This window comes from Allomuricauda sp. ANG21, assembly GCF_040705235.1.
Lineage (GTDB): Bacteria > Bacteroidota > Bacteroidia > Flavobacteriales > Flavobacteriaceae > Flagellimonas > Flagellimonas marina.
On the sequence record NZ_JBFCVT010000011.1, the window covers coordinates 976092 to 999587 of the forward strand.

20 protein-coding genes are annotated in these 23496 nt (G+C 41.6%); 15 read left to right on the top strand and 5 right to left on the bottom strand.

The features are described 5' to 3' along the window. Positions 1 to 10: 10 nt before the first annotated feature. A complete protein-coding gene (locus AB1A65_RS13255) occupies positions 11 to 1816 on the top strand; it encodes an acyl-CoA dehydrogenase family protein (RefSeq protein ID WP_366589966.1) in 1806 nt (601 codons plus the stop codon). 187 nt (positions 1817 to 2003) lie between these two features. On the opposite strand, the gene AB1A65_RS13260 is transcribed toward AB1A65_RS13255, so the two are convergent. Then, a complete protein-coding gene (locus tag AB1A65_RS13260; protein WP_366589968.1) occupies positions 2004 to 3806 on the bottom strand; it encodes a glycoside hydrolase family 15 protein in 1803 nt (600 codons plus the stop codon). 102 nt (positions 3807 to 3908) lie between these two features. Between AB1A65_RS13260 and AB1A65_RS13265 the strand changes: the two genes are divergently transcribed. From AB1A65_RS13265 to AB1A65_RS13325, 13 genes are all read left to right on the top strand, one after another. Then, on the top strand, positions 3909 to 6119 hold the full coding sequence (locus AB1A65_RS13265; protein ID WP_366589970.1) for a bifunctional alpha,alpha-trehalose-phosphate synthase (UDP-forming)/trehalose-phosphatase: 2211 nt from the start codon (positions 3909 to 3911) through the stop codon (positions 6117 to 6119). Further along, positions 6116 to 7648: a nuclear transport factor 2 family protein gene (locus tag AB1A65_RS13270; RefSeq protein WP_366589973.1), complete on the top strand. Its 1533-nt coding sequence runs from the start codon at positions 6116 to 6118 to the stop codon at positions 7646 to 7648. Before AB1A65_RS13265 ends, AB1A65_RS13270 begins: the two co-directional genes overlap by 4 nt. Positions 7649 to 7735: 87 nt before the next feature. Continuing rightward, positions 7736 to 8239, top strand: a complete 504-nt coding sequence (locus AB1A65_RS13275; protein WP_366589975.1) for a VOC family protein — start codon at positions 7736 to 7738, stop codon at positions 8237 to 8239. Between the two features lie 9 nt (positions 8240 to 8248). Next, positions 8249 to 9583, top strand: coding sequence for a M28 family metallopeptidase (locus AB1A65_RS13280; RefSeq protein ID WP_366589977.1), 1335 nt, complete (start codon positions 8249 to 8251; stop codon positions 9581 to 9583). Between the two features lie 42 nt (positions 9584 to 9625). Further along, complete coding sequence (locus AB1A65_RS13285; protein WP_366589979.1) at positions 9626 to 11239, top strand: M1 family metallopeptidase; 1614 nt, start codon at positions 9626 to 9628, stop codon at positions 11237 to 11239. A 1-nt stretch (position 11240) separates the two neighbouring features. Next, positions 11241 to 11816 (top strand): YdeI/OmpD-associated family protein, encoded by a 576-nt coding sequence (locus tag AB1A65_RS13290; RefSeq protein WP_366589981.1) that lies wholly within the window; start codon positions 11241 to 11243, stop codon positions 11814 to 11816. A 135-nt stretch (positions 11817 to 11951) separates the two neighbouring features. Continuing rightward, entirely contained in the window at positions 11952 to 15158 is a 3207-nt protein-coding gene (locus AB1A65_RS13295; protein ID WP_366589983.1) for a hypothetical protein, read from the top strand. Then, positions 15158 to 15868, top strand: coding sequence for a DUF2490 domain-containing protein (locus AB1A65_RS13300; protein WP_366589985.1), 711 nt, complete (start codon positions 15158 to 15160; stop codon positions 15866 to 15868). The genes AB1A65_RS13295 and AB1A65_RS13300 overlap by 1 nt, the downstream gene beginning before the upstream one ends. Positions 15869 to 16242: 374 nt before the next feature. Then, on the top strand, positions 16243 to 16827 hold the full coding sequence (locus AB1A65_RS13305) for a superoxide dismutase family protein (protein ID WP_366589988.1): 585 nt from the start codon (positions 16243 to 16245) through the stop codon (positions 16825 to 16827). A 63-nt stretch (positions 16828 to 16890) separates the two neighbouring features. Further along, the gene (locus AB1A65_RS13310) at positions 16891 to 17109 is read left to right on the top strand and encodes a (4Fe-4S)-binding protein (protein WP_366589990.1); all 219 of its coding nucleotides are present in this window, start codon (positions 16891 to 16893) and stop codon (positions 17107 to 17109) included. A gap of 1 nt (position 17110) precedes the next feature. After that, positions 17111 to 17410 carry a GNAT family N-acetyltransferase gene (locus tag AB1A65_RS13315; protein WP_366589992.1) on the top strand — a complete coding sequence of 100 codons (300 nt, stop codon included), beginning with the start codon at positions 17111 to 17113 and terminating at the stop codon, positions 17408 to 17410. A 178-nt stretch (positions 17411 to 17588) separates the two neighbouring features. Then, positions 17589 to 18116 (top strand): sigma-70 family RNA polymerase sigma factor, encoded by a 528-nt coding sequence (locus AB1A65_RS13320; RefSeq protein WP_366589994.1) that lies wholly within the window; start codon positions 17589 to 17591, stop codon positions 18114 to 18116. 2 nt (positions 18117 to 18118) lie between these two features. Further along, positions 18119 to 18913 carry an anti-sigma factor gene (locus tag AB1A65_RS13325; RefSeq protein ID WP_366589996.1) on the top strand — a complete coding sequence of 265 codons (795 nt, stop codon included), beginning with the start codon at positions 18119 to 18121 and terminating at the stop codon, positions 18911 to 18913. 35 nt (positions 18914 to 18948) lie between these two features. On the opposite strand, the gene AB1A65_RS13330 is transcribed toward AB1A65_RS13325, so the two are convergent. After that, on the bottom strand, positions 18949 to 19929 hold the full coding sequence (locus AB1A65_RS13330) for a magnesium and cobalt transport protein CorA (protein ID WP_366589998.1): 981 nt from the start codon (positions 19927 to 19929) through the stop codon (positions 18949 to 18951). 69 nt (positions 19930 to 19998) lie between these two features. Between AB1A65_RS13330 and AB1A65_RS13335 the strand changes: the two genes are divergently transcribed. Continuing rightward, the gene (locus tag AB1A65_RS13335; protein ID WP_366590001.1) at positions 19999 to 20544 is read left to right on the top strand and encodes a mechanosensitive ion channel family protein; all 546 of its coding nucleotides are present in this window, start codon (positions 19999 to 20001) and stop codon (positions 20542 to 20544) included. Positions 20545 to 20643: 99 nt separating this feature from the next. On the opposite strand, the gene AB1A65_RS13340 is transcribed toward AB1A65_RS13335, so the two are convergent. From AB1A65_RS13340 to AB1A65_RS13350, 3 genes are all read right to left on the bottom strand, one after another. After that, complete coding sequence (locus tag AB1A65_RS13340) at positions 20644 to 21930, bottom strand: tetratricopeptide repeat protein (protein WP_366590005.1); 1287 nt, start codon at positions 21928 to 21930, stop codon at positions 20644 to 20646. A gap of 66 nt (positions 21931 to 21996) precedes the next feature. Beyond that, entirely contained in the window at positions 21997 to 22740 is a 744-nt protein-coding gene (locus AB1A65_RS13345) for a hypothetical protein (protein WP_366590007.1), read from the bottom strand. 21 nt (positions 22741 to 22761) lie between these two features. Further along, positions 22762 to 23454, bottom strand: a complete 693-nt coding sequence (locus AB1A65_RS13350; protein WP_366590010.1) for a DUF4331 family protein — start codon at positions 23452 to 23454, stop codon at positions 22762 to 22764. Between the last annotated feature and the right edge of the window lie 42 nt (positions 23455 to 23496).

Here is a 23496-nt window from a genome sequence, read left to right on the forward strand (position 1 = left end):
CTTAATCAAAATGGAAACAGCAGAAAAAGAAATATTACGAGGCGGCCAATTTCTGGTCAAGGAAACCAAGTGTGAAGACGTTTTTACCTTGGAAGACCTCAATGAAGAACAAAAAATGATGCGCGAAAGCACCAAGGAGTTTGTGGACCGCGAGCTTTGGGCCCATTGGGAGCGTTTTGAGAAAAAAGACTACGCCTACACTGAAGAATGTATGCGAAAAGCTGGTGAATTGGGACTTTTAAGCGTTGCCGTTCCTGAAGCGTATGGCGGTATGGGTATGGGATTTGTCTCCACAATGTTGGTTTGTGATTATATCTCAGGAGCAACAGGTTCTTTCAGTACGGCTTTTGGAGCACACACAGGAATCGGAACTATGCCGATTACGCTTTACGGCACTGAAGAGCAGAAACAAAAATATGTGCCAAAACTGGCCTCTGGCGAGTGGTTTGGCGCCTACTGTTTAACCGAACCGGGTGCTGGTTCAGATGCCAATTCAGGAAAGACCAAAGCGGTTCTGTCCGAAGATGGAAAATATTACAGCATCACCGGACAGAAAATGTGGATTTCCAATGCGGGTTTCTGCAACCTATTTATTGTGTTTGCCCGAATTGAAGACGACAAGAACATTACTGGTTTTATTGTTGAAAACGACCCTAAGAATGGGATTTCTTTGGGCGATGAAGAGAAGAAATTGGGTATCCACTCCTCCTCTACCCGTCAGGTATTCTTTAATGAGACCAAGGTTCCCGTTGAAAATATGTTATCCGAAAGGGGCAATGGATTTAAGATAGCCATGAACGCTCTAAATGTGGGAAGAATTAAACTGGCAGCCGCCTGTTTGGAAGCGCAAAGGAGGGTCTTGAATGAGGCAGCAAAATATGCCAATGAACGGGTACAGTTCAAGACACCAATCATGAATTTTGGGGCCATTAAAGCAAAAATCGCTGATATGGCCACGAATGCTTACGCAGATGAATCAGCTTGTTATAGGGCAGCCAAAAATATTGAGGACAGAATCGCCATACGTCAGGCTGATGGAAATTCACATCAAGAAGCAGAGCTCAAAGGCGTTGAAGAGTACGCCATTGAATGCTCCATCCTTAAAGTGGCGGTTTCCGAACATGTACAACATACAACCGACGAAGGCATTCAGATTTTTGGAGGTATGGGTTTTAGTGCGGATACTCCTATGGAATCCGCTTGGCGAGATGCACGTATATCTAGAATTTATGAGGGAACCAACGAAATCAACCGAATGTTGGCCGTGGGCATGTTGGTGAAAAAAGCCATGAAAGGACACGTAGACCTATTGGGACCTGCCACAGCTGTTGGCGAGGAATTGATGGGCATTCCATCTTTTGACACGCCCGATTTTTCAGAATTGCTTTCTGAAGAAAAGGATATGGTAGCTCGATTGAAAAAAGTTTTCTTGATGGTCGCTGGAAGCGCGGTTCAAAAATTCGGCCCAAATTTAGAAGAGCACCAAATGTTGTTGATGTCCGCCGCAGATATTTTAATTCAGGTATACTTGGCGGAATCTACAATCCTTAGGGCCGAGAAAAATGCAAAACGATTTGGAGAAGACAATCAAGCCACCCAAATCGCTATGGCCAAACTCTATTTATACAGAGCTGTGGACATTGTTAACCAAAAAGGAAAAGAAGCCATTGTTTCTTTTGCAGAAGGCGATGAGCAACGCATGATGTTGATGGGACTAAAACGTTTCACGAAATATACAAATCAACCCAATGTTGTGGCACTCCGCACCCAAATTGCGGATAAAGTAGCTGCAGATAATGGGTATACCTTCGACTAATTCAAATAATGCTGAAACAAAGCTGAATTGAAAACGCCCCATTTTGGGGCGTTTTTTGTTTTATACATATACTATGTCAGGTCGAGCGCTAGCCTTCGGCAGGCAGTCGAGACCTAATTCATATTTCAGATTTTGGAGACCTCTCGACTGCGATCGAGGTGGCATATTTTGCTTTATTGAACCTTAATCAGCCTATAGATTCCAAAATACGCTCCTCACGTTGTTTGCGCGAGAAGTTAATGGCACACTCAATCAGTGCCAAGTGAGAATAAGCCTGGGGGAAGTTACCCAACAATCGTTTGGACTTAAAATCAATGTCCTCGCTAAAAAGGCCCAGATGGTTGCTATAGCCCAACAACTTCTCAAAGTGTTCCAAAGCTTTTTCTTCTTCCCCTATTTTAAAGAGACTGTTTATGAACCAAAAGGTGCAAATAGTAAATGAAGATGATGGCAATCCAAAATCATCTTCATTTTTATAGCGATAGAGCAATCCATCATTACTTAAACCCTCTTCTATGGCACGTACAGTACTTACATATTTAGGATCTCTCGCATGTATAAATCCGTAGGACTCCATCAGTAGTACCGAGGCATCCAAATGACGCGAACCATACGACTGTACAAACGCATTGATATCACTGTTCCAAGCATTATGGTGGATATCTTCTTTGATTTCCTGCTCCAAAGCAGTCCACTTTGAGATTTTATGGGTCTTCCCAAAAATTCTCGCCACTTTAATAGCGCGATCTAAAGCCACCCAACACAGTACTTTGGAGAAAGTAAAATGCTTGTCCTCCCCACGGAATTCCCAAATTCCTTTATCTGGCTCCCTCCAGTGCTTGCCTACAATCCAAACAATACCTTTGGTAATGCTCCAAAGCTCTTCGCCATTTTCAATATCATTGGTGAATTTCATTAACTGCTCATAGATAACATCCATCAAAATGCCATAAATATCATTTTGTCGTTGCTTGTAGGCCGCATTTCCAATACGCACAGGTTTTGAGCCTTGATACCCATCCAAATGATCTAGTGTTTTCTCAGTAAGGGTCTTTTCTTTATTGATACCATACATGATTTGGAGTTTTTCATCCTTATCTGGCATCAAATCAATAATAAACTGCAGGTACCTTTTAGCGGAATTCTTGTGGCCCAGCTCAGATACCACCTTTATCACCATGGAAGCATCCCTAATCCAGCAAAAACGATAATCCCAGTTGCGGACCTCGCCAATGGTCTCTGGCAGTGAGGTGGTGGCCGCCGCCAACACGGCACCAGTCTTATCAAAGGTCAATAACTTTAGGGTAATGGCGCTTCGAATAATTTGCTCGCCAAACTTGTGATAGGTTGGGGTCTTGTCCACCCAATCCAACCAATACACCTTGGTGCGTTCAAGTTCAAGGGCCATTTTATCCGTAGTGGCCTTCAATATTTTTTCGTTGTAGCAAATTAAAAAGTAGCCATCTTGAGTAAGGGTTATCTCATTTCCCTCCATAACGGCATTTTTGTTAAAAGAGGTGTAGAGAAAAAGCGTGTCGTACTTCTGCTTATGAGTTAAACTGGCAATGAAGTCCTTTTTTACATAATGCTTGGTCTGCCCAAGCCCATATTCAAGCTTTGGGTCATACTTTACTCGAAACTTGGGTTTTCCAGACACATATTTGATATACCTAACGATTTCTGGCGGAGCATTATATTTCCCATTATTCAGCTTGTGGTGCCTGGGCATAAAATCATGCACTTCAAAAATATCCTTACCATTGGAAAAACGAGTAATCAAAATAGCTGTGTTGGGATGATATTTTTGTTCAACATCATATCCATCATCCAAAATGAATTCAAAACTTCCTCCTTTTTGCTCATCCAAAATCTTTGCGAATACAGAGGTTGAGTCGAATTGGGGCAGACAGCACCAATCCAATGACCCTGCTTTTGAAATCAAGGCGGCGGTTCTACAATTTCCAATAATTCCGTAATTCAGGTTGTCCATAGATCAATTATCCTCAAAAGGGTTCGTACGAATTGGTTTTACGCTCGAATTTCCCGAAATTTAAAGAAACAAAATAGTAATACTGACAAAAAGCATCCTTTTATGGGCAAAACTATCATAATCTCAAATCGACTACCCGTTCAATTACAAATTAATAATGGAGGCATCAATGCAGTGCCAAGTGTGGGCGGGTTGGCCACAGGCATGAAATCAGTACACAGTGGTGGTGAAAGTTTATGGATAGGATGGTCCGGACTGACTGATGAGGATATTCCTCCGGAACTTGAGAATGATATTGATAAGGCCCTCAAAAAAAATGGTTGCTCCAAGGTGAGGCTCAATGCCCAAGAAATTGATGGTTTTTACTTCGGATTCAGCAATAGGACGGTCTGGCCCCTTTTTCATTATTTTTTGGAGTACTCCGAGTTTGAACTGGATTTTTGGAACACCTACAAATCGGTAAACCAAAAGTTTGCAGATGCCATAATTGAAAACTCAGGTGAAGATGATACCATTTGGGTACATGATTACCAATTGATGTTGGTGCCACAAATGGTTCGAGAGAAACGTCCGAACACCACCATCGGGTTCTTTTTGCACATTCCCTTTCCTTCTTATGAAATTTTTAGAACGCTTCCATGGCGTGAAGAAATTTTAGAGGGATTACTGGGATCCGACCTTATTGGTTTTCACACCTACGATTATGAACGACATTTTTTAAGTTCGGTCCGAAGGCTCTTGGGATTGGAAGTAAGCTTCAATGAGATTTTTATGGAGAATAGGGTCATAAAGGTTGATTCTTTTCCCATGGGAATCGATTACAAAAAATTTAAAAATGCCGCAAAGTCCCATCAGCAAAACAACGAAGGAGAGCAAAGTGATCTTCAAAAGCGATTGGACAGTCACAAAGCTTCTGCCCCAGATACCAAACTCATTCTCTCCATTGATAGATTGGACTACAGTAAAGGAATAGCAAAACGACTCAATGCTTTTGAATACTTTCTGAACAAATACCCCGAATATAAAGAAAAGGTTCGATTAATCATTCTTGCTGTTCCATCAAGATCAAATGTGCCTCAATACCAGCTTCTTAAAAGGGAGATTGATGAATTGGTGGGACGAATAAATGGAGAATTCTCTACGGTAAACTGGACACCCATCTGGTATTTTTACCGCTCCATGCCGTTTGAAAACCTCATTGACCTATATACCAACAGTGATATTGCTTGGTTGACGCCACTTCGTGATGGTATGAACTTGGTGGCCAAGGAATACATAGCCACACGAACGGACAAAACCGGAGTCCTGATTTTGAGTGAAATGGCCGGTTCAGCCTATGAAATGAACGAAGCACTCTTAATAAACCCCAACAATTTTGAGGAACAGGCGGATACATTGCAGAAAGCAATCACCATGCCTACCGAGGAACAAATATCGCGAAACACCTTTTTGCAAAATCGATTGGAGCGCTACAACGTTGAGGTTTGGGCCAATGAATTTATGAATGCCCTAAACCAGAAACCTGAATTGGGGCATGCTTTTATCTCCCAAAAAATGACAGATGACCGTTTGAACACAATCCTGAAGAAATATTCCGCTGCAACCAAACGGCTTTTATTCCTTGATTATGATGGTACGCTTTCTGGTTTTCACAAAGACCCACAAAAAGCATCTCCCGATGATGAATTATATGATCTTTTAGATCAATTGAACAGTCAAGAAAACACCACCCTGTTTTTAATAAGTGGCAGGGACAAACAGACTTTTAGCCGATGGTTCCTCCCAAAAAAATACAATATGATCGTGGAACATGGGGTATGGATTTCAAGAAATGGAGAGGAATTTAAGATGTTGGAAAAGGTGAAAGGACAGTGGATGGACAAAATTCGTCCCGTTCTGGAATCTTTTGTGGACCGGACACCAGGCTCTTTTATTGAGGAAAAAAATTACTCCTTGGCGTGGCATTATAGAAACACCGACCCAGATTTTGGCGAAAAAAGAGCTACGGAATTAAATACGGTATTGACCAGTTTAATAGGTAATGACGATATTAGCGTGCTTAATGGCAACAAGGTCATGGAGGTAAAAAGCAGCAATGTGAACAAAGGAAGGGCTGCCACTCGAATGTTGGGCGAAGATGATTACGACTTTGTATTTGCCATTGGCGATGATTGGACCGATGAGTTTATGTTCCAAGACCTACCAGATTCTGCAGTAACGGTAAAGGTTGGACTCAAGAAAACCAAAGCCAAATACCATGTTGAAAACACCAAACGGGTACGGGAACTTTTAAAACGGTTTGCAAAACCATGATGCACCGATTATTCATTCATTTATGTTTTTTGGCCGTATCTGTTTTACACGGTCAAGCCAATACGGAGGTCTATCTTTTTGACCTATCCTTAGAGAATGGGAGTCCAATTTTATCCAACCCTAAGAACATCTCCAATAACGATGGGTATGATAACCAGCCCTCCTTCTGGGATGATGACACGGTACTTTTTTCATCAACTCGAACAGGTCAGACGGATATAAAACAGTTTAACATTACAAAGGGAAGCACCACCAAATGGATTAGTAATACGCCCACTGGAAGTGAATATTCACCCTTACGTATCCCAGGTTCCGCTAACGTTTCTGCTATTCGATTGGATATGAATGGGTTACAAAGACTTTACGAATATGATATTGCCACTGGAGATTCAGAACTTTTGAGCGATTTAAAAATTGGCTATCACGTTTGGTACAACGACGATGTTTTGGTTTCCTCCGTTTTGGTTGAAAATAGAATGGATTTGGTCGTCACCAATTTTGAAGACGGTTCAAATCGCACCGTTCAAAAAAATGTGGGGCGTTCTTTGCATAAAATTCCCGGAACAGATTTGATAAGTTTTATAGGTAAAGAATTATCTGAAAAAGGACTATGGCAAATTAAATCATTAAATGTATCGACCAATGAAATAGACACAATCCTTAACGCTTATTTTCCAATCGAGGATATGGCATGGTTGCCAGACAGAACTATTTTGGTTCCTGACAATAATAGAATCGCCATGTATCATTCTGAAAGGGATAGCAATTGGAACAATTTTCATGTTTTTAATAAAGACCAAGTATATAAAATATCGCGGATAGTCTTGAATCCCAGTGGAAATCGCTTGGCTTTTGTTGCCGAAGAATCGCCACAGGCCATTGTACAAAAACAGGTGGAAACCTTCAACAAACGTGATTTGGAAGGGTTTCTCTCCTGCTATGCCGACAACGTATTGGCCACACGATTTCCAACAGACACCATGTATTTGGGTAAGGAAAAGATGATGGACAGCTACGAACGTTTCTTCCAGAACACCAAAAACACTTCGGTCAAAGTTATAAAACGAATTGTTTTGGGGAACTATGTTATTGATGAAGAAGAGACCCTAGTTGATGGTCGGGAAGGGCATCAGGTGGCCATTTATGACGTCAAAAAAGGAATCATCCAATCCATGTCCTTTATTTTCCCTACAAACCCCACCAACGATTCCGAGGCCGTTGTCCAAAAACAATTGGAAGCCTACAACACCCGTGATATTGACGCCTTTATGGATACCTATTCAGAGAATATCAAACTCTACAATTTTCCCAATAAGCTCCACATTGAAGGAAAAAGCAAAATGCGGGAACACTACAAGACTTTTTTTGAAAATACCCCAGACCTGTATTGTGAAATCAAAAACAGGATCGTTATTGGCAATAAGGTCATTGATGAAGAGTATGTTACTGTAAATGGTTCAAAAATCAGTGCTGTGGCCGTTTATGAGGTGCAAAATGGTGAAATTGTGAAGGTGACATTCATAAATTAAGGGGTAGTTCCAATTGCCCTATTGGTTTTTATTTTGACCCTTTTTTGCTACTTTCATGCGGACTAATATTTCTCAACTAATTCTATAATGAAACGTCTCTTCACTACTCTTGTTTTTTTGCTGTGTACGCTAAGTTTATGCCAAGCACAAAACGAGGTTGACAATCCTTCCATTTCCATAGCCATGATTGCATCAGATATGGATGCGTCCTACGATTTTTATACCAATATCATCGGTATGGTCGAAACCGGAGGTTTCAGTATCGATGGATCTTTTGGTGAAAAATCAGGTTTGACCGGTGGAACTCCATATGATGTCAAAATCTTAAAACTCTTGGATGAACCCCACTCCACGGAATTCAAGTTGGCGTCGTTTGGCAATCCAAAAGAGGAATCCGGTAAGGTTATCCAGGACAAAAACGGTGTGCGTTACATAACCATTTATCTAAAGTCCACGGCTGAAGTTTTGCAGCGAATCAAAGATAACAACATTGAAACCCTGGGCGATACACCCATACAACTGCCAGATGGCAGAAACTTTATACTAATTCAAGACCCTGATGGGTTGTTCATTGAGCTCATCGGAAAATAAATCATACCCATGAAAAAGTTTTACGTACTGCTATTTAGCGTTCTAAGCATATCGGTCCTTACTGCGCAAACTGATACGCGTTTATATGATATCATCAATTCCGTTTCTGCTGAGCGCATTGAAAATGATGTGACCAAATTGGTCAGTTTTGGCACACGGCACACCTTAAGCGATACTATCTCCCAAACCCGTGGTATTGGTGCTGCTCGGCGTTGGATAAAATCGGAATTTGAAACCATTTCCAAAGCTTGCAACAACTGTTTGGAGGTCTTCTATCAAAAGGATTTCATCAAAAAAGGGGACAACGACCGAATCGTTAAGGATGTTTGGATTGTGAATGTAGTTGCCATTAAACGTGGCTCCAAGTATCCAAACCGGTTTATCATCATGAGTGGGGATATCGATTCTAGGGTGAGCGACCCCACAAATTTCACTTCGGACTCTCCCGGAGCAAACGACAACGCCAGTGGCATGGCTGGTACTATTGAAGCCGCACGTGTTCTTTCCAAATATGATTTTGAAAGCAGCATTATCTTTGTGGGCCTTTCAGGAGAAGAACAAGGACTATATGGCGGTAAAGGATTGGCAGCCTATGCCAAAAAAAACAACTGGGATATTGTTGGTATCCTCAACAACGATATGATTGGAAACATTACCGGGGTTGATGGTGTGGTAAGCAATCGCGACTTCCGTATTTTTTCGGAACCTGTTCCCCCCACCGAAACCGAAGAAGAACGGAATGCTCGTCGGTTTTATGGCGGTGAGGTAGATGGTATTTCCCGGCAATTGGCACGCTATGTTTACAAAACTACCAAAACCTACATGCCAGAAATGAATCCCATGCTCATTTATCGTTTAGACCGTTTTGGCCGTGGTGGACATCACAGACCCTTCAATGATGCAGGGTTTGCTGGTATTCGCATCATGGAAGCCCATGAGAACTATACCCAACAACATCAGGACATTCGGGTGGAGGACGGTATTGCTTATGGTGATGTACTTGAACATGTAAACTTTGAATATGCCAAAAAACTTACTTCTGTAAATGCTATTTCACTTGCGTCCATAGCGTGGGCTCCCCCTGCTCCAGAAACTGTTGAAATTGGCGGTATTGTTGAACCTAATGCCAAACTTAGATGGAGTAAAGTAGATGGTACCATGGGATATAAGATTTATTGGAGGGACACCACCTCCCCTACTTGGGATAATTTTAGGTATGTGGGCGATGTTACCGAACATACTTTAGAGGGCATTGTCATTGATAATTTTTTCTTTGGGGTAGCTGCCGTTGGCAAAGACGGACATGAAAGTCCAGTGGTGTTTCCAAACAAAGTTTTTAGATAATTTGTCACTTTGAGCGCAGTCGAGAAGTCTAATTGATTATATATGAAGAAACAGTTTACGCTAGTTGCATTTGTGCTTGGGCTATGCACCCTATCAGCCCAAAGCTTTACACGCCAAGATACGCTTAGAGGAAGTATCACCCCAGAACGGGAATGGTGGGATTTGAACTATTACGATCTTCATGTAAAGGTAGAACCCGAAAAAGAGTTCATTTCTGGGCATAATGTGGTTCGATATGAGGTACTGGAGGCGTCAGATGTGCTTCAGATTGATTTACAAGAACCAATGCAAATCACTTCCGTGACCCAAGATGGCAAAAAATTGAAATTCACCTCCGAAGGCGCTGCCCATTTTATCAAATTAAAAAAAAACCAGGTACCCGGAGAATTCAATGAAATCAAGATTGAATATTCAGGCAATCCCAAAAAAGCAGTTAGGGCACCTTGGGATGGCGGTTTTTCATGGAAAAAAGACGCTAAAGGTAATCCTTTTGTGGCCACATCCTGCCAAGGACTTGGCGCCAGTGTTTGGTGGCCCAATAAAGACCACATGTACGATGAGGTGGACAGCATGCGCATCAACGTAACGGTTCCCAAAGATCTAATGGATGTTTCCAACGGAAAATTGGAAGGTGTGGATGAACATGGAGATTACAGAACCTATCACTGGTTCGTGGCCAATCCCATCAACAACTATGGCGTAAATGTGAATATAGGCAACTATGTTCATTTTGGTGAAAAGTATGAAGGTGAAAAGGGAATGTTAGATCTAGATTACTACGTGCTTCCTGAAAATCTTGAAAAAGCAAAGGAGCAGTTTGTTCAAGTACCTATGATGCTTCAAGCTTTTGAGCATTGGTTTGGCCCCTATCCCTTTTATGAAGATGGGTTCAAACTAGTGGAAGTTCCCTATTTGGGTATGGAGCACCAAAGTTCCGTTACTTACGGAAACCAATATACCAACGGTTATTTGGGAAGGGACTTGTCAGGCACCGGTTGGGGCTTAAAATTTGATTTTATCATCATCCATGAAGCAGGTCATGAGTGGTTTGCCAACAACATTACCTATAAAGACATTGCAGACATGTGGATTCACGAAGGGTTCACAGCGTATTCCGAAAACCTATACCTAGATTATCATTTTGGTACAATAGCCTCATCTGAATATGTTGTAGGAACCAAAGCCAACATACAAAACGATATTCCCATTATTGGACCTTATGATGTAAACACCAGTGGTTCTGGGGACATGTACTACAAGGGGGCCAACATCCTACATACGCTGCGACAATTAATTGAAGATGACGATTTATGGCGCACTATTCTTCGCGGGTTGAACGCTGATTTTTATCACCAAACAGTGACCACAAAACAAATAGAAGATTATCTCAGTGAAAAAACAGGAAAGGACTTAACGGCCTTCTTCAACCAATATCTTAGGACCGTTATGATTCCCAAATTGGAATATAAACTGGAAGGTGACACCATCACCTATCGCTATGTGGATGTTGTTGAGGATTTTGATATGCCCATTCGTGTCTTTCTTGGCGAAAAGCAACATTGGCTTTTTCCCAATTCCGAATGGAAAACCGAAAAACTGGCAAATGACAAGCTGAAATTTGATAAAAACTTTTTGATAGAAACCGAAAAAATCTGATTTGGACCATCTTCCCGAACATTACTTTAAAAATGATGAAGAATGGCGCGAGTGGCTCCATGAAAACCACGATACTTCTAATGGTATACATCTTATTTTTTATAAGGTGGAGCATCACAAAGAAAGTATGCGATGGGAAGAAGCCGTACGTGTAGCCTTATGCTATGGCTGGATAGATAGCACGGTAAAAAGCTTGGGCAATGGCAAACGACGGCAATACTTCTGCCCCAGAAAACCCAAAAGCGTTTGGAGCAAGGTCAACAAGGAGCATATCAAAGAATTGAAATCCAATGGATTAATGCACAAAAGTGGACTGGAAGCCATAAAGGTGGCCAAGAAGAACGGTTCATGGGAGGCATTGGACGACGTGGAAAACGGGGTGGTCCCTAAAGAACTCCAAAAAGCATTGAAAGCGGATAAAACCGCGCTTGAAAACTTTGAAAATTTCACCCATGGACAGCGGAAAAGTTATCTCTATTGGCTAAATCAGGCCAAACGGGAAGAAACCCGACAAAAACGAATTCAAGAAATCGTGGACTTGGCCGCCCAAAATGTAAAATACAGAAACCAAAGATGAGAATGCCCTTTTAACAAAACTGTTAATCCTAATATTATTCAGTTCTTAAATACGTCCATCGCCCTTGAGTTAACATCCCTTTAAGAAATCCACTTTCGGTTTTTGGTATCTTTAGGCGACTAATTAACGCTAAGAATGAAAAAGCCTCTTTTCCTGCTGATGCTTCTCGCATCGGTATCCCTATTTTCCCAAGAATTTTCAATGGACTTGCTCCAAGACCTAAAACCCAGAAACATCGGTCCTGCCGGAATGAGCGGGCGTGTTACCGCTATCGATGTACTTCATAGCAACCCAGATGTCATGTATGTGGGTACTGCTTCTGGAGGATTGTGGAAATCCACATCTGGTGGCATTAAATGGGAACCTATTTTTGACAATGAAGTAACTGCCTCCATTGGAGCTGTGGCTATTCAACAATCCAATCCCTCCGTTATTTGGGTGGGAACGGGTGAAGGCAATCCCAGAAATAGTCTCAATGGTGGATACGGTGTCTACAAATCCTTGGATGGTGGTAAAACCTGGACATCCATGGGATTGGAAAAAACCCGACACATCCATCGGGTCATTATAGACCCCACCAATCCAGATGTGGTTTATGTGGGTGCTATCGGTTCACCATGGGGTGAACACCCAGAACGCGGTGTTTTTAAGACCACAGATGGTGGAAAGACCTGGGAAAAGGTATTGTTCGTCAATAGCAAAACTGGTGTAGCCGATTTGGTCATGGATCCTACCAATACCAATAAATTAATTGCAGCCATGTGGGAACACAAACGCGACCCATGGTTCTTTAAGTCCGGTGGGGAAGGCAGCGGATTGTACATGACCCATGATGGTGGTACTAGCTGGAAAAAAATTACCGAAGAAGACGGATTGCCCAAAGGTGAGCTGGGACGAATTGGTGTCGCCATCGCCCGGAACAAACCCAATATTGTCTACGCTTTGGTCGAAGCAAAGAAAAATGCCCTTTACAAATCAACCGACGGTGGATTTAAATGGGAGAAAATCAATGATAAGAATGATATCGGCAACCGTCCCTTTTATTATTCCGAAATATATGTTGACCCCCAAAATGAAAATAGAGTCTACTCTGTTTTCACCTACATTAATGTCTCTGAGGATGGTGGTAAAAACTTTACCCAATTGATGCCAGCTTATGGCGTAAGCAATGGTGTCCACCCAGACCATCACGCGTGGTGGATTCACCCAGAGAATGGTCAATTTATGTTGGATGGGAACGATGGTGGGCTCAACATTACCAAAAATGGAGGCAAAACTTGGCGTTTTATTGGGAATTTACCGGTGGCTCAATTTTATCATATCAGTACCGACAACGAATTTCCGTACAATGTGTATGGTGGCATGCAAGACAATGGTTCTTGGCGCGGACCTGCTTACGTCTGGAAAGCGCAGGGTATACGAAACAGCTATTGGCAAGAAATTGCCTTTGGCGATGGTTTTGATGTAGTTCCCGACCTAGATGATAGTCAATTTGGCTATGCCATGAGCCAGCAAGGTTATGTGAGCCGATACGATTGGATAACAGGGAACAACTACACCGTTCGACCTACCCCGCCAGACCCGGATACCATGCTTCGCTTCAACTGGAATGCGGCCATTGGACAAGACCCTTTTGACAACAGTACGGTTTATTTTGGAAGTCAGTTTGTACATAAATCAACCGATAAAGGTCTGACTTGGGAAGTGATTTCTCCAGATTTAACGACTAATGACCCTGAAAAACAAAAACAAAGTGAAAGCGGTGGGCTCACCATGGATGCCACTGGAGCTGAAAATCATTGCACCATCATTGTCATTGAACCTTCCCTGGTTGAAAAGGATATGCTATGGGTAGGAACCGATGATGGCCGTGTACATTATACCCAAAATGGTGGAGCTTCATGGACCGAGGTAACCAATAACATAAAAGGTTTGCCAAAAGGCAGCTGGATACCTCAGATCAAAGCATCCCATAACAATAAGGGTGAAGCGTTATTGATCGCCAATGATTACCGAAGGTTTAATTATACGCCCTACGCCTATCGAACCAAAGATTATGGAAAGACTTGGACCAGAATTGTTGACCAAAACGATGTGGAGAGCTATACCCTTTCAATCATAGAAGACCCAAAAAATCCAAATTTGATGTTTTTGGGAACGGACGATGGCCTTTATGTTTCTTTGGATGCTGGAACTCAATGGCAAAAATGGAACAAAGACTTCCCAACGGTATCCACCAAGGATTTGGCCATTCATCCCAGAGAACAGGATTTGGTCATAGGAACTTTCGGAAGGGCTGCTTGGGTACTGGATGATATTCGCCCACTTCGTGAATTGGCCGGCAACACCAGTATTTTGCAAAAAGAGGTAGCTCTTTTTAAAAGTCCCGATGCCTATTTGGCCGCCTATCAACAGCCCACAGGAAGTCGCTTTGGAGGTGATGCCCTCTACAACGGGGAGAACAGGGATTCTGGTGCTATGATTACCTATTACTTGAAAGAAGGAAACAAAAAAGACACAGAACCTGAGAAGAAAGAGGAAAGTGATGAAGCCTCTAAAACGGAAGAAAAATCAAAGGAAAAAACCAAAGATTCCATCTTCTTTGAATTTTACGATAGGGATAGATTGATTCGAACCCTAAAATACAAGACCCCTGAAAAGCCTGGTTTTCATAGGGTGTATTGGAATTTGGATGAAAAAGGTCCCGATTCGCCATCACGGACCATCTCAAAAAGCAAAACAGAGTCTGGAGGAATCAATGTAAAACCAGGCACTTACAAAGTAAAAATCAACTATGGGGAAACATCTGACTCCACTTCAATAACCGTTAAAACAGACCCTAGGTTAAACACCTCAATGGCATCGATCAATGAAGTGTACGCTTTGGGCAAACGGTTGGAAAAGCACACCCAGACCGCCGCAAATGCCGTTGAGCAGTTGGTGGAAAGCAAAAATCTAGCTGAAAAGTATCAAAATGAACTTAAAAACTTGGACAAAGAAAAATTCAAAGAACAGATTGAGGCTTCCAAAACCATAGCCAAACAAATCGATTCTGTGATAGCCCTGTATCTTGGAAAAGAGGACAAACGCCAAGGCATTACCCGAAACCCAGAACCTTCGGTTGTGTTGCGTTTAAATACGGCTGAATCCTACGTTAATTCAAGGAAAACAGGGATTACCAGTACAGAAACCAGATTAGTGGAGTTTGCTGAGGAGGAATTAAAAAACGCCTTGGCCAAAACCAATTTGTTCTTTAGTGAGAAATGGAAGCCCTATCGGGAGTCCATAGAATCGTTGGATTTGTCCCCTTTCAAAGAAACCGAAACCTTTAGTTTAGATTAATGAATAGAATATCAAAAAGAGTAACGACCCTTTTGGTCGTGTTGATTGTTACCATTGGAAATGCACAAAACAATGGAGAAGATGAAATGGGAGCTTGGTATATGTACTTTGGCGCCAATAAAATTGCGGAACGGTTCAGTATTCACACCGAGGCACAGTTTCGGTATTATGAGACCGCCAGCAATTTTAACCAACTCTTGCTCAGAACCGGACTTAATTACCATATCAATCCCAATGCCATTGCCACTGGAGGGTATGCCTTTATTTCAACAGATGGTACATTTGAGGAATTTCCTGATGAAGTCAATAGTAAGGAACACCGGATTTTTCAGCAGTTTATTCTAAAAAACAAGGTCTGGGAATTTCTCTTTGAGCATCGTTACCGATTGGAACAACGCTTCCTCGATTTCGGTGATGCCACAGATACCCAGCATCGAGCGCGTTACCGCATTCAACTGACCTTGCCCTTGACCGATACGTTTTTCTTGAATTTTTATGACGAGTTGTTCATTAATCTGCAGGATGATTTGTTCGGTCAAAACCGACTTTATGGTGCTCTTGGCATAAACATATCGGGGAACAGTAGTGTTCAAGTGGGGTATTTGCGAAATCAATTTACCAATGCCGTTTATGACCGATTTCAAATCGGGCTCTTTTATAATCCTGATTTAAGGGGGCTCTTCAAAAAGAACAACGGGGATAGTGACTAAATTTTAAAGTCGCATGTGGCGGATATCAAAATAATCCAATTCCAACTCAATGGTGGCATTGTATATTTTACGTAAAGACTTTACGTAATCCTTTTGATTGATATACCCCTTTAATTTATTTTGTTTTAACCGACGGTAGCCTTTACAAAAAGATTTTCGCTTTTTGCAATAAATCATAAAGTTGATATAGTTTGAGGCTAAATGCGTCAATTTATTGTGCTTTAGGGTTATAGAAACTGGATATATTTTAATAACGATTCAACTCAAAAAATCGTATGGTCCTAAATAAAAATCAAAAAGTTGGATTGATGGTCTAAATTATTGACATCACTCCAAATATTAAGTACCTTAGATTAAACCTAAAAATACTTACGATGAAAAAATTACAAGCACTTGCACTTGGGTTGGTTTTGGTTACTGCCTTTAGCTGTAAGCAAGCAAAAAAAGAAGCGGAAGAAACTTCCGAAGAGATAGAGGAAGCTGTTGACCAAATGGCTGAAAAAGCAGAGCCAACGGTCATTACCTTTACAATGGAACCCAAAAGCGATAGTGGAGTTAGTGGAGAGGTTACTTTCACCGGAGATGGAGAAGTAGCAATGAAAGCCGTTTTTTCAGGCCTTTCCGAAGGCGAACACGCTATCCACCTTCACGAAAAAGCTGATTGTTCCGCAGCGGATGGTACTTCTACCGGTGGACACTGGAACCCAACTTTCCAACCGCATGGTAAATGGGGGGCTGAAGAAGGGTATCACAAAGGAGATATCGGTAATTTCACTGCGGATGCGGATGGAAATGCCACTGTTGAGTTTAAAACTGACGAGTGGTGCATTGGCTGTGATGACGAGACCAAGAATATTCTGGGCAAAGCCGTAATTGTTCACCAAGGTGTGGATGATTTTACCTCACAGCCCAGTGGTGCCGCTGGTGCCCGGATTTCCTGTACTGGAATCATTCAATAAATAGTATTGAAAGCTGTCCGAAAGGGCAGCTTTTTATTTTTCACTTACCTCAAAACGGATTTTATGAAAGAGAAGAGCTATTCCAATGATGAAATCAGCGTAATCTGGAAGCCCGAACTGTGCGAGCACGCAGGCATTTGCGTAAAAATGCTCCCAAAGGTCTACAACCCTAAGGAACGGCCTTGGATAAAGGTTGAAAATGCCACTACCGAGGAATTAAAGGAACAGGTGTCCAAATGTCCCTCTGGAGCATTGAGTTATACTGAAAACCGGATACAGTAGTATGGAAAAGCAATATAAACTGGTTGATAATGTAGATGCCAAACAATTTCAATTTGATTTGGGTGACGCCATCGCAAAGATTGAATACATCAAAGCCAAAGAAAAAATCTACCTAACCCATACCGAAGTCCCAGCTTCTTATGAAGGCAAGGGTATTGGTTCCGAATTGATCAAACAGACTTTGGAGCATATTAAAGCACAGGATTGGACCTTGATTCCCTTATGTCCATTTGTAGCAGTTTATTTAAAACGACATCCCCAATGGAAAGAATTGGTGATGAAGGGAATCAATATCGAGTGATTCGCAATGTAAACTTTTCTATTTTTTAAGGTTACGCATGGCCTACTCACTACATGCCATTGCAACCCTATTAAAATCAAGAATCACAATGCCAAAAGACATCTCCTTTCATTCTTTTGTCCCAAACCCATAAAAATCAAGAAGCAACTCTATTTTTTATATCTTTAGCTCAATTGCTATGCATCTAGATAACCTCATACAACAATTTCAAGAGAAGGATAAGGTCGCGTTTGAGACGTTGTACAATATGTATGCGGAAAATATTTGTGGGGTCATCAACGTAATCCTCAAAGACCCAGAACGTTCACAAGAACTTTGTCAGGATGTGTTTATGAAGGTTTGGAGCAAGTCTGACCAATATGATGCCTCCAAAGGCCGATTTTTCACTTGGATATTGAATATTGCGCGCAATACTGCGATCGATGAACTGCGTTCAAAATCCCATAAAAACCAAAAGAAAAACCTAGCTGTTGATTCTCTCGTAGGTATTTATGAAAATAGCGAAGACCTAAATGGAAAAATTGATACTATTGGGCTTCAGTCCTTGCTCAAAGGGCTAAAGGACAAGTGTATACTTTTAATTGATATGCTTTATTTTAAAGGGTATACCCAAAAAGAGGCCGCCAAGGAATTGAAAACTCCAATTGGTACCATTAAAACACGAATACGAAGCTGTATTTCCGAAATACGGAAAAACATGGCATAAGAATGGAAGTAGAAAAGTACATAGCATCCGGAATTTTGGAACTCTACGTGGCAGGGGCATTGAGTCCCGAGCAAAACTTGGAGGTGCAGCATTATGCCATTGAATATCCTGAAATAAAAAAGGAGATCGAGGCCATAGAAGCTGCCATGCTGAAACTTACTAAGGCAGCCTCACCGAAAATGCCCGAAAATGCTTTTTCAAAAATTAAGGCTGAATTGGATGATGTGATTCCATTTATGCCTGCATCATCTGAAAAGAAAACACCCTGGGGCAGTTATTTGGGTTGGGCCGCTGCCGTTTTGTTTGCCGCGGGCACACTTTGGATGTATCTGCAGAACACCAGCTTGAAATCTGAGATTGAAATCACCAATCAGGAAATAGAAAGTCTGGAGGAAATTATTTCCAACACCCGTGATGAGGTTGCCGATAAAGAAAATTTGTTACAGGAACTTCGGGATAGAAATGTTACCGTAGTGGCACTTGGTGGCCAAACCGTCTCTCCAAACTCCTATGCAAAAGCCTATTGGAACCGAGAAGAACAGAAGGTCATCATAGATGCCCAAGGGCTGCCAGACCCACCACCTGGATTCACTTACCAAGTCTGGTCCTTAGAGTTGGAACCTTTGACCCCTACCAGTTTAGGATTACTGGATGATTTGGCATCGGATGATACTAAGTTATATACGCTGGAAAACCCAAATGCTTCCGAGGCATTTGGAATTACTTTGGAACCCGAAGGTGGAAGCGAGACCCCTACCCTAGAGCAATTGTACACTTTGGGCGCCGTGGGGGCATAGTGTATATTTAGTTAAGAACTATGTACCTAGCTTTTTCAGAACCATTTTTTCCTTTTGAAAATAATAATGGAAAACAAGGTGACCACCAACATCAAGCCTAAAAGGATAAAATAGCCATAGTGCCATTTTAATTCTGGAATATTTTCAAAGTTCATTCCGTAGATACCGGCCATAAAAGTGAGGGGTATAAATATTACCGAGAAGATGGTCAACGTTTTCATTACCTCGTTCAGTCGGTGTCCCTGAATACTGAAAAAGAGATTTATCTGGCTTTCCAGTTCTTGGATATCCGAATCAATATCATTGGTCAATCCATTGACCTGCTCCCTAATTTCACTAAAATACTTGGTATGAAACCCCTTTACCTCAACACGCTCCAATCGCACTGCAATATCTCTAAGACCATGTGACGCTTTCTTGAATTGATGAATCATGGCCTTGTTCTGTTCCACCTCAAACATAAACTCAGGAGTGGGCTCCAATTGGGTGGCCCTGTCCAACATATTCTCCATGAGAACAATCTCTTCGTATTTCTCCTTGTAATTAGAAATTATGGTCTCTAAAATAAAGTAGAGTAAGTAATCGGCCCGTTTTTTACGGATAATGCCCTTGTTTTCAAAGATTCGGTTTCGAATCCAGTCAAAATGGTCGCCCCATTTCTCTTGAATGCACCATATAAAATCTTTGCCGACCACAAAGAACATCTGCTCTGACTCCAAATTGTGGTTTTCTGTTTTTAAAATACGAACGGCGATAAAGAGCTGTTCCTCCAATTCAATTACCTTGTTGCCCAAATTTTGATTAGCGAACAGTCGAAGCAAAAAATCATCTAATTCATTGCTAATGACCATAGACCTGAACTCATCCATATAGTCGAGCCCATACGTGTTGATCCACGTAATGGTCTTATCCTTTTTGGAAAGCGTACTGTCATCTTCCAAAGAAAACTTCTTGTTGTAATAGTTGTCAAAAGAATAGTTAATGACCCATGTATTATTTTCGAAATCTGTTGCCATTATAGTAAAAGTAAATACGTTCTTTGTAGTTTAGAGTATAAGTTAATTCAAATTTACCAAGTATTCCCAATGATAGACCTAATGTCCTTTAAAACCGAGATTTTGGTGACCGTAATTTTATTAATGGTCATCATAGGCATTAACACGCTCAGCAAAAGGGCCATACGAAGATTTGGCAGGACCAGTTCCATTGATATGAACAGTAGAAAGATTATTTTTTATCTGAGCAACCTTTTGTTCTATGGAATGGCTTTGGTAGGAATTTCTTTGATTTGGGGCGTAGACTTACAGGAATTTTCCCTTTTTCTTTCTTCTATCCTTGCTTTTGTGGGCATAGGATTTGTAGCACAATGGTCCATTCTTTCCAATTTAACGGCCAGTGTGATCTTGTTTTTTAGCCACCCATTACGACTGGGAGACCGCATACGGGTACAGGATAAGGATTTTGACTGGACTGGAAAAGTGGAAGACATCAGTGGTTTCTATCTTTTTATGCGGACAGATGATGGACGTAGAATTACTATCCCCACCAATTTGGTCATCCAAAAGGGAATAGAAATTCTTCAGCATGATGACGAGGAGGAAGAAACTTCAGAAAAAACCTTCGAAGATTAAATGAGATACGCCACGGAAAACCATGGCGTATCCAAAACAACAACCAAGCAATAGCATGAACCACCGCTTTGTTTTCAACAATCTAGAATGCTATTGGTTTTATAATCTTAAAATTTCGGGTTCCATTACCGGCCCCAACTCATAGATGGCACCTACCAATTCTTGTTTCAATTCCTTTACCTTATCACGGTTGCCATTCGCTTTATAAATTTCGGCAGCTTTGGAAAGTATCCCCGGCTCAAATGTTTTTCCGGCGATGTGCTTTTCAACTATCTCCAGTGCTTTTTCTTTTTCACCTTTTGCAAAGTAACTGTATGCCAATAGCCCGTAGGATTCTGGAGTAGGTCTGTTTTCAACTTCCTTTTTGGCCAATTTCATTGCCTTTTCATGTACCTCCATATCAATGTAAAAATCTACGTTGTACGCATTGTACATATCGCCATAATCTTTTCGTTGTACCTTCTTGTAGTAATTGTCCAATGCCTCAAGCTTTAGCACTTCGTTGCCTATAAATTCTGCAATCTCTGCTTTCAGTAAATAATAGTCTGGGGACTGGTGTTTCATGAGAGTTGAATCCAAAATCCGCAAAGCTTCTTCCCCATTACGCTCATGGGAGTACACAATCCAAGCGATTCCCTTCTTTGCATATGCATTTTGAGGGTCTAACTGCAAAGCCCTCAGGTATAGTTGATATGAATCTTCTATTCGACCAGCATGACCGTAAAAATCAGCCAGGTTGGTATATGACCACAGGAGCATACTCTTATTTTTGGAAGATTCTGCTTTTGCTGCTGCTTTTTCCATGAAACGGATGGCGGTATCCAAATCACCTTTGTGATCGTTCCATTTTGCCAACCGTATTAAATATCCAAAGTCTGACATGTTGCCAATACTGTCCAAATAGGCATGGGCTTTCTCATAGTTGCCCAGTTCCATATGTACATCAAAGAAGAGGGCTTGGGTATCATTGACCCCACTTCCCATTTCTCTGGCCTTTTCAGCTAATTGTAAGGCTTCCTTGAATCGATGCTGGGAAATGTAATTTCGTGCCAGAGCCCTATAATATCCAGCTTTTCCCACGGCTGCAATATCTACTGCCTTTTGCAGTGATTGCTCTGCCATCTTTAAGTATTTGATATCACCAGTTCCCTGAAAAAATCTATTGTACTCACTGGCTACGTTACCCAAGCTCAACAACTGCAAGCTATCTGATTTAATCTTTGAGTCCCATAGTTCATAATATTTCGAAGTCGTCTTTACGGGTTCAGCCGCCAAATAGCGATCATAATCTTCATGATTGGTTTTAAACCCCATTTCTTGTTTACATGACAGCAAAACAATTGTCATCAAAAAAAGCAGTGTGTATTTTAATTTTAGTGTGTTCATAATACTATATGTTGTTGTTTTAAAAAAGGGAGAGGACAAGCCTCTCCCCACTCCCTTTCATAGCAATTACTCAGGATCTCCCAAATAAGGGAAAGTTGTAGAAATGTTTGCTGTAAGTCCAACCCCATCTGAGGTAAGTCTTGGCAAATCTGCCATTCCATCATCATCCAAATCCTGACCGCTAAACCGGTCGCCCTCTGCTCCACCGAAGAACAATATGAGCGAGACGTCGATAATGTCATCGTTGGGATGTCTACCAGTAAGGGCCACTTCATCACCATCTGGCACCAAAATTCTGCCGTCATTGTCAAAATCTGTACCTGGATCAAAGTATGTAGTGGGTAAATCTGGAGCTACTTCCAAGACATCGGCCGCCAAAACTGTGGTGAGCGTAGCTGCATCCAATCCCAGAATGTTGTTTTCATAATTGACGTCCGCTGGGTCAAGTCCCAATTTTAGGGCGTAAACATCATGATACTGTTCCAATCTGGCTTGAAAACCAGCCTGAAAAGTAGTTCCCATCTCTGATGGAATAGTGGTGTTGTGCGCATCTTTTACGCTGGGCTCACCCTCCATGTCAAAGCTTAGGGTGGTGTTGATTCCCGGGCGACCCAAATGATCAACCTGCGCATAGGTTCCAGTAAAATCGATGCCCATCATGTCATCATCGTCCATCATCATGTCATCATCCATCATCATGTCATCATCCATGCCCATGCCATCTGGAGTTCCATCATCATTGCTGCATCCTGTTGCCAAACCTATGGTTAGCATCAAGGCCATTAAATATGTTATATGTTTTAGTCTCATGTTATTTTATTTTTTAGAGGTTTATTGCTTTCTGTTTGTGGTCACCCAAGTTTTGTACACCGAAAGTCCCAAGGCGTTGGTAGCTGTAGGCGTACCTAACATGCTATTGGGGATTTCTACTATGATGGATAGGGTATTTGCACCATCAAAAGTGTCAGCTGCCTCTTCTGGTGGAAGAAATCCACCTGGAGCTGAATCTGTTTCAGGAGAGATTACCGCATTGAACTGGAAAAAGTCAAAAAAGAAAGGGTCCTGTCTGGGGCCTGCAAATAATGATACTCCGTCTGATGTGGTCTCTACAATTGGAGTTGAACCTGAAATTTCCACATCTCCCAATGGATAATCCACAAGTACTTGACTGTTTAATCCGGTTTGATCTGGCGTGATTGGTCCAAAAAAGTACATTCTATCATCTCTTGCGATAGCTTGAATCACCAAGTCTTCTACCAAATCACCATCTAAATCTATGTTGAGCTCGGTGAGTACATCTTCATCAAAAGAGCCATAGGCCAGTTCGGGAAGCACATCAGATTGTACATCCACCACAAATACCGTATTGTCTGAGCCCTCGCTGGGCTCAAAGGCATAAAAATCAGCTATGTCCGCTGTGGAGCCTGCTGCTGAGGGTGCATCAATGTGATCTGCTGATACCAATGCAATGACTGTAAGCGCCAATACGCCCAATCCCATTGCGATCTTTGTTGTTTTTTTCATTTTATCTGTTTTAAATGATTCCTACACCCCTACCTACGGAAC

What these genes read in the sequence shown, in the direction of transcription:
- AB1A65_RS13265 (WP_366589970.1), top strand. Translation starts at nt 3,909, where the DNA reads ATGGGCAAAACTATCATAATCTCAAATCGACTACCCGTTCAATTACAA.
- AB1A65_RS13255 (WP_366589966.1), top strand. Translation starts at nt 11, where the DNA reads ATGGAAACAGCAGAAAAAGAAATATTACGAGGCGGCCAATTTCTGGTC.
- AB1A65_RS13330 (WP_366589998.1), bottom strand. Translation starts at nt 19,929, where the DNA reads ATGGCAACAGATTTCGAAAATAATACATGGGTCATTAACTATTCTTTT.
- AB1A65_RS13345 (WP_366590007.1), bottom strand. Translation starts at nt 22,740, where the DNA reads ATGAGACTAAAACATATAACATATTTAATGGCCTTGATGCTAACCATA.
- AB1A65_RS13310 (WP_366589990.1), top strand. Translation starts at nt 16,891, where the DNA reads ATGAAAGAGAAGAGCTATTCCAATGATGAAATCAGCGTAATCTGGAAG.
- AB1A65_RS13305 (WP_366589988.1), top strand. Translation starts at nt 16,243, where the DNA reads ATGAAAAAATTACAAGCACTTGCACTTGGGTTGGTTTTGGTTACTGCC.
- AB1A65_RS13275 (WP_366589975.1), top strand. Translation starts at nt 7,736, where the DNA reads ATGAAACGTCTCTTCACTACTCTTGTTTTTTTGCTGTGTACGCTAAGT.
- AB1A65_RS13295 (WP_366589983.1), top strand. Translation starts at nt 11,952, where the DNA reads ATGAAAAAGCCTCTTTTCCTGCTGATGCTTCTCGCATCGGTATCCCTA.
- AB1A65_RS13320 (WP_366589994.1), top strand. Translation starts at nt 17,589, where the DNA reads ATGCATCTAGATAACCTCATACAACAATTTCAAGAGAAGGATAAGGTC.
- AB1A65_RS13325 (WP_366589996.1), top strand. Translation starts at nt 18,119, where the DNA reads ATGGAAGTAGAAAAGTACATAGCATCCGGAATTTTGGAACTCTACGTG.
- AB1A65_RS13340 (WP_366590005.1), bottom strand. Translation starts at nt 21,930, where the DNA reads ATGAACACACTAAAATTAAAATACACACTGCTTTTTTTGATGACAATT.
- AB1A65_RS13315 (WP_366589992.1), top strand. Translation starts at nt 17,111, where the DNA reads ATGGAAAAGCAATATAAACTGGTTGATAATGTAGATGCCAAACAATTT.
- AB1A65_RS13285 (WP_366589979.1), top strand. Translation starts at nt 9,626, where the DNA reads ATGAAGAAACAGTTTACGCTAGTTGCATTTGTGCTTGGGCTATGCACC.
- AB1A65_RS13270 (WP_366589973.1), top strand. Translation starts at nt 6,116, where the DNA reads ATGATGCACCGATTATTCATTCATTTATGTTTTTTGGCCGTATCTGTT.
- AB1A65_RS13280 (WP_366589977.1), top strand. Translation starts at nt 8,249, where the DNA reads ATGAAAAAGTTTTACGTACTGCTATTTAGCGTTCTAAGCATATCGGTC.
- AB1A65_RS13335 (WP_366590001.1), top strand. Translation starts at nt 19,999, where the DNA reads ATGATAGACCTAATGTCCTTTAAAACCGAGATTTTGGTGACCGTAATT.
- AB1A65_RS13260 (WP_366589968.1), bottom strand. Translation starts at nt 3,806, where the DNA reads ATGGACAACCTGAATTACGGAATTATTGGAAATTGTAGAACCGCCGCC.
- AB1A65_RS13350 (WP_366590010.1), bottom strand. Translation starts at nt 23,454, where the DNA reads ATGAAAAAAACAACAAAGATCGCAATGGGATTGGGCGTATTGGCGCTT.
- AB1A65_RS13300 (WP_366589985.1), top strand. Translation starts at nt 15,158, where the DNA reads ATGAATAGAATATCAAAAAGAGTAACGACCCTTTTGGTCGTGTTGATT.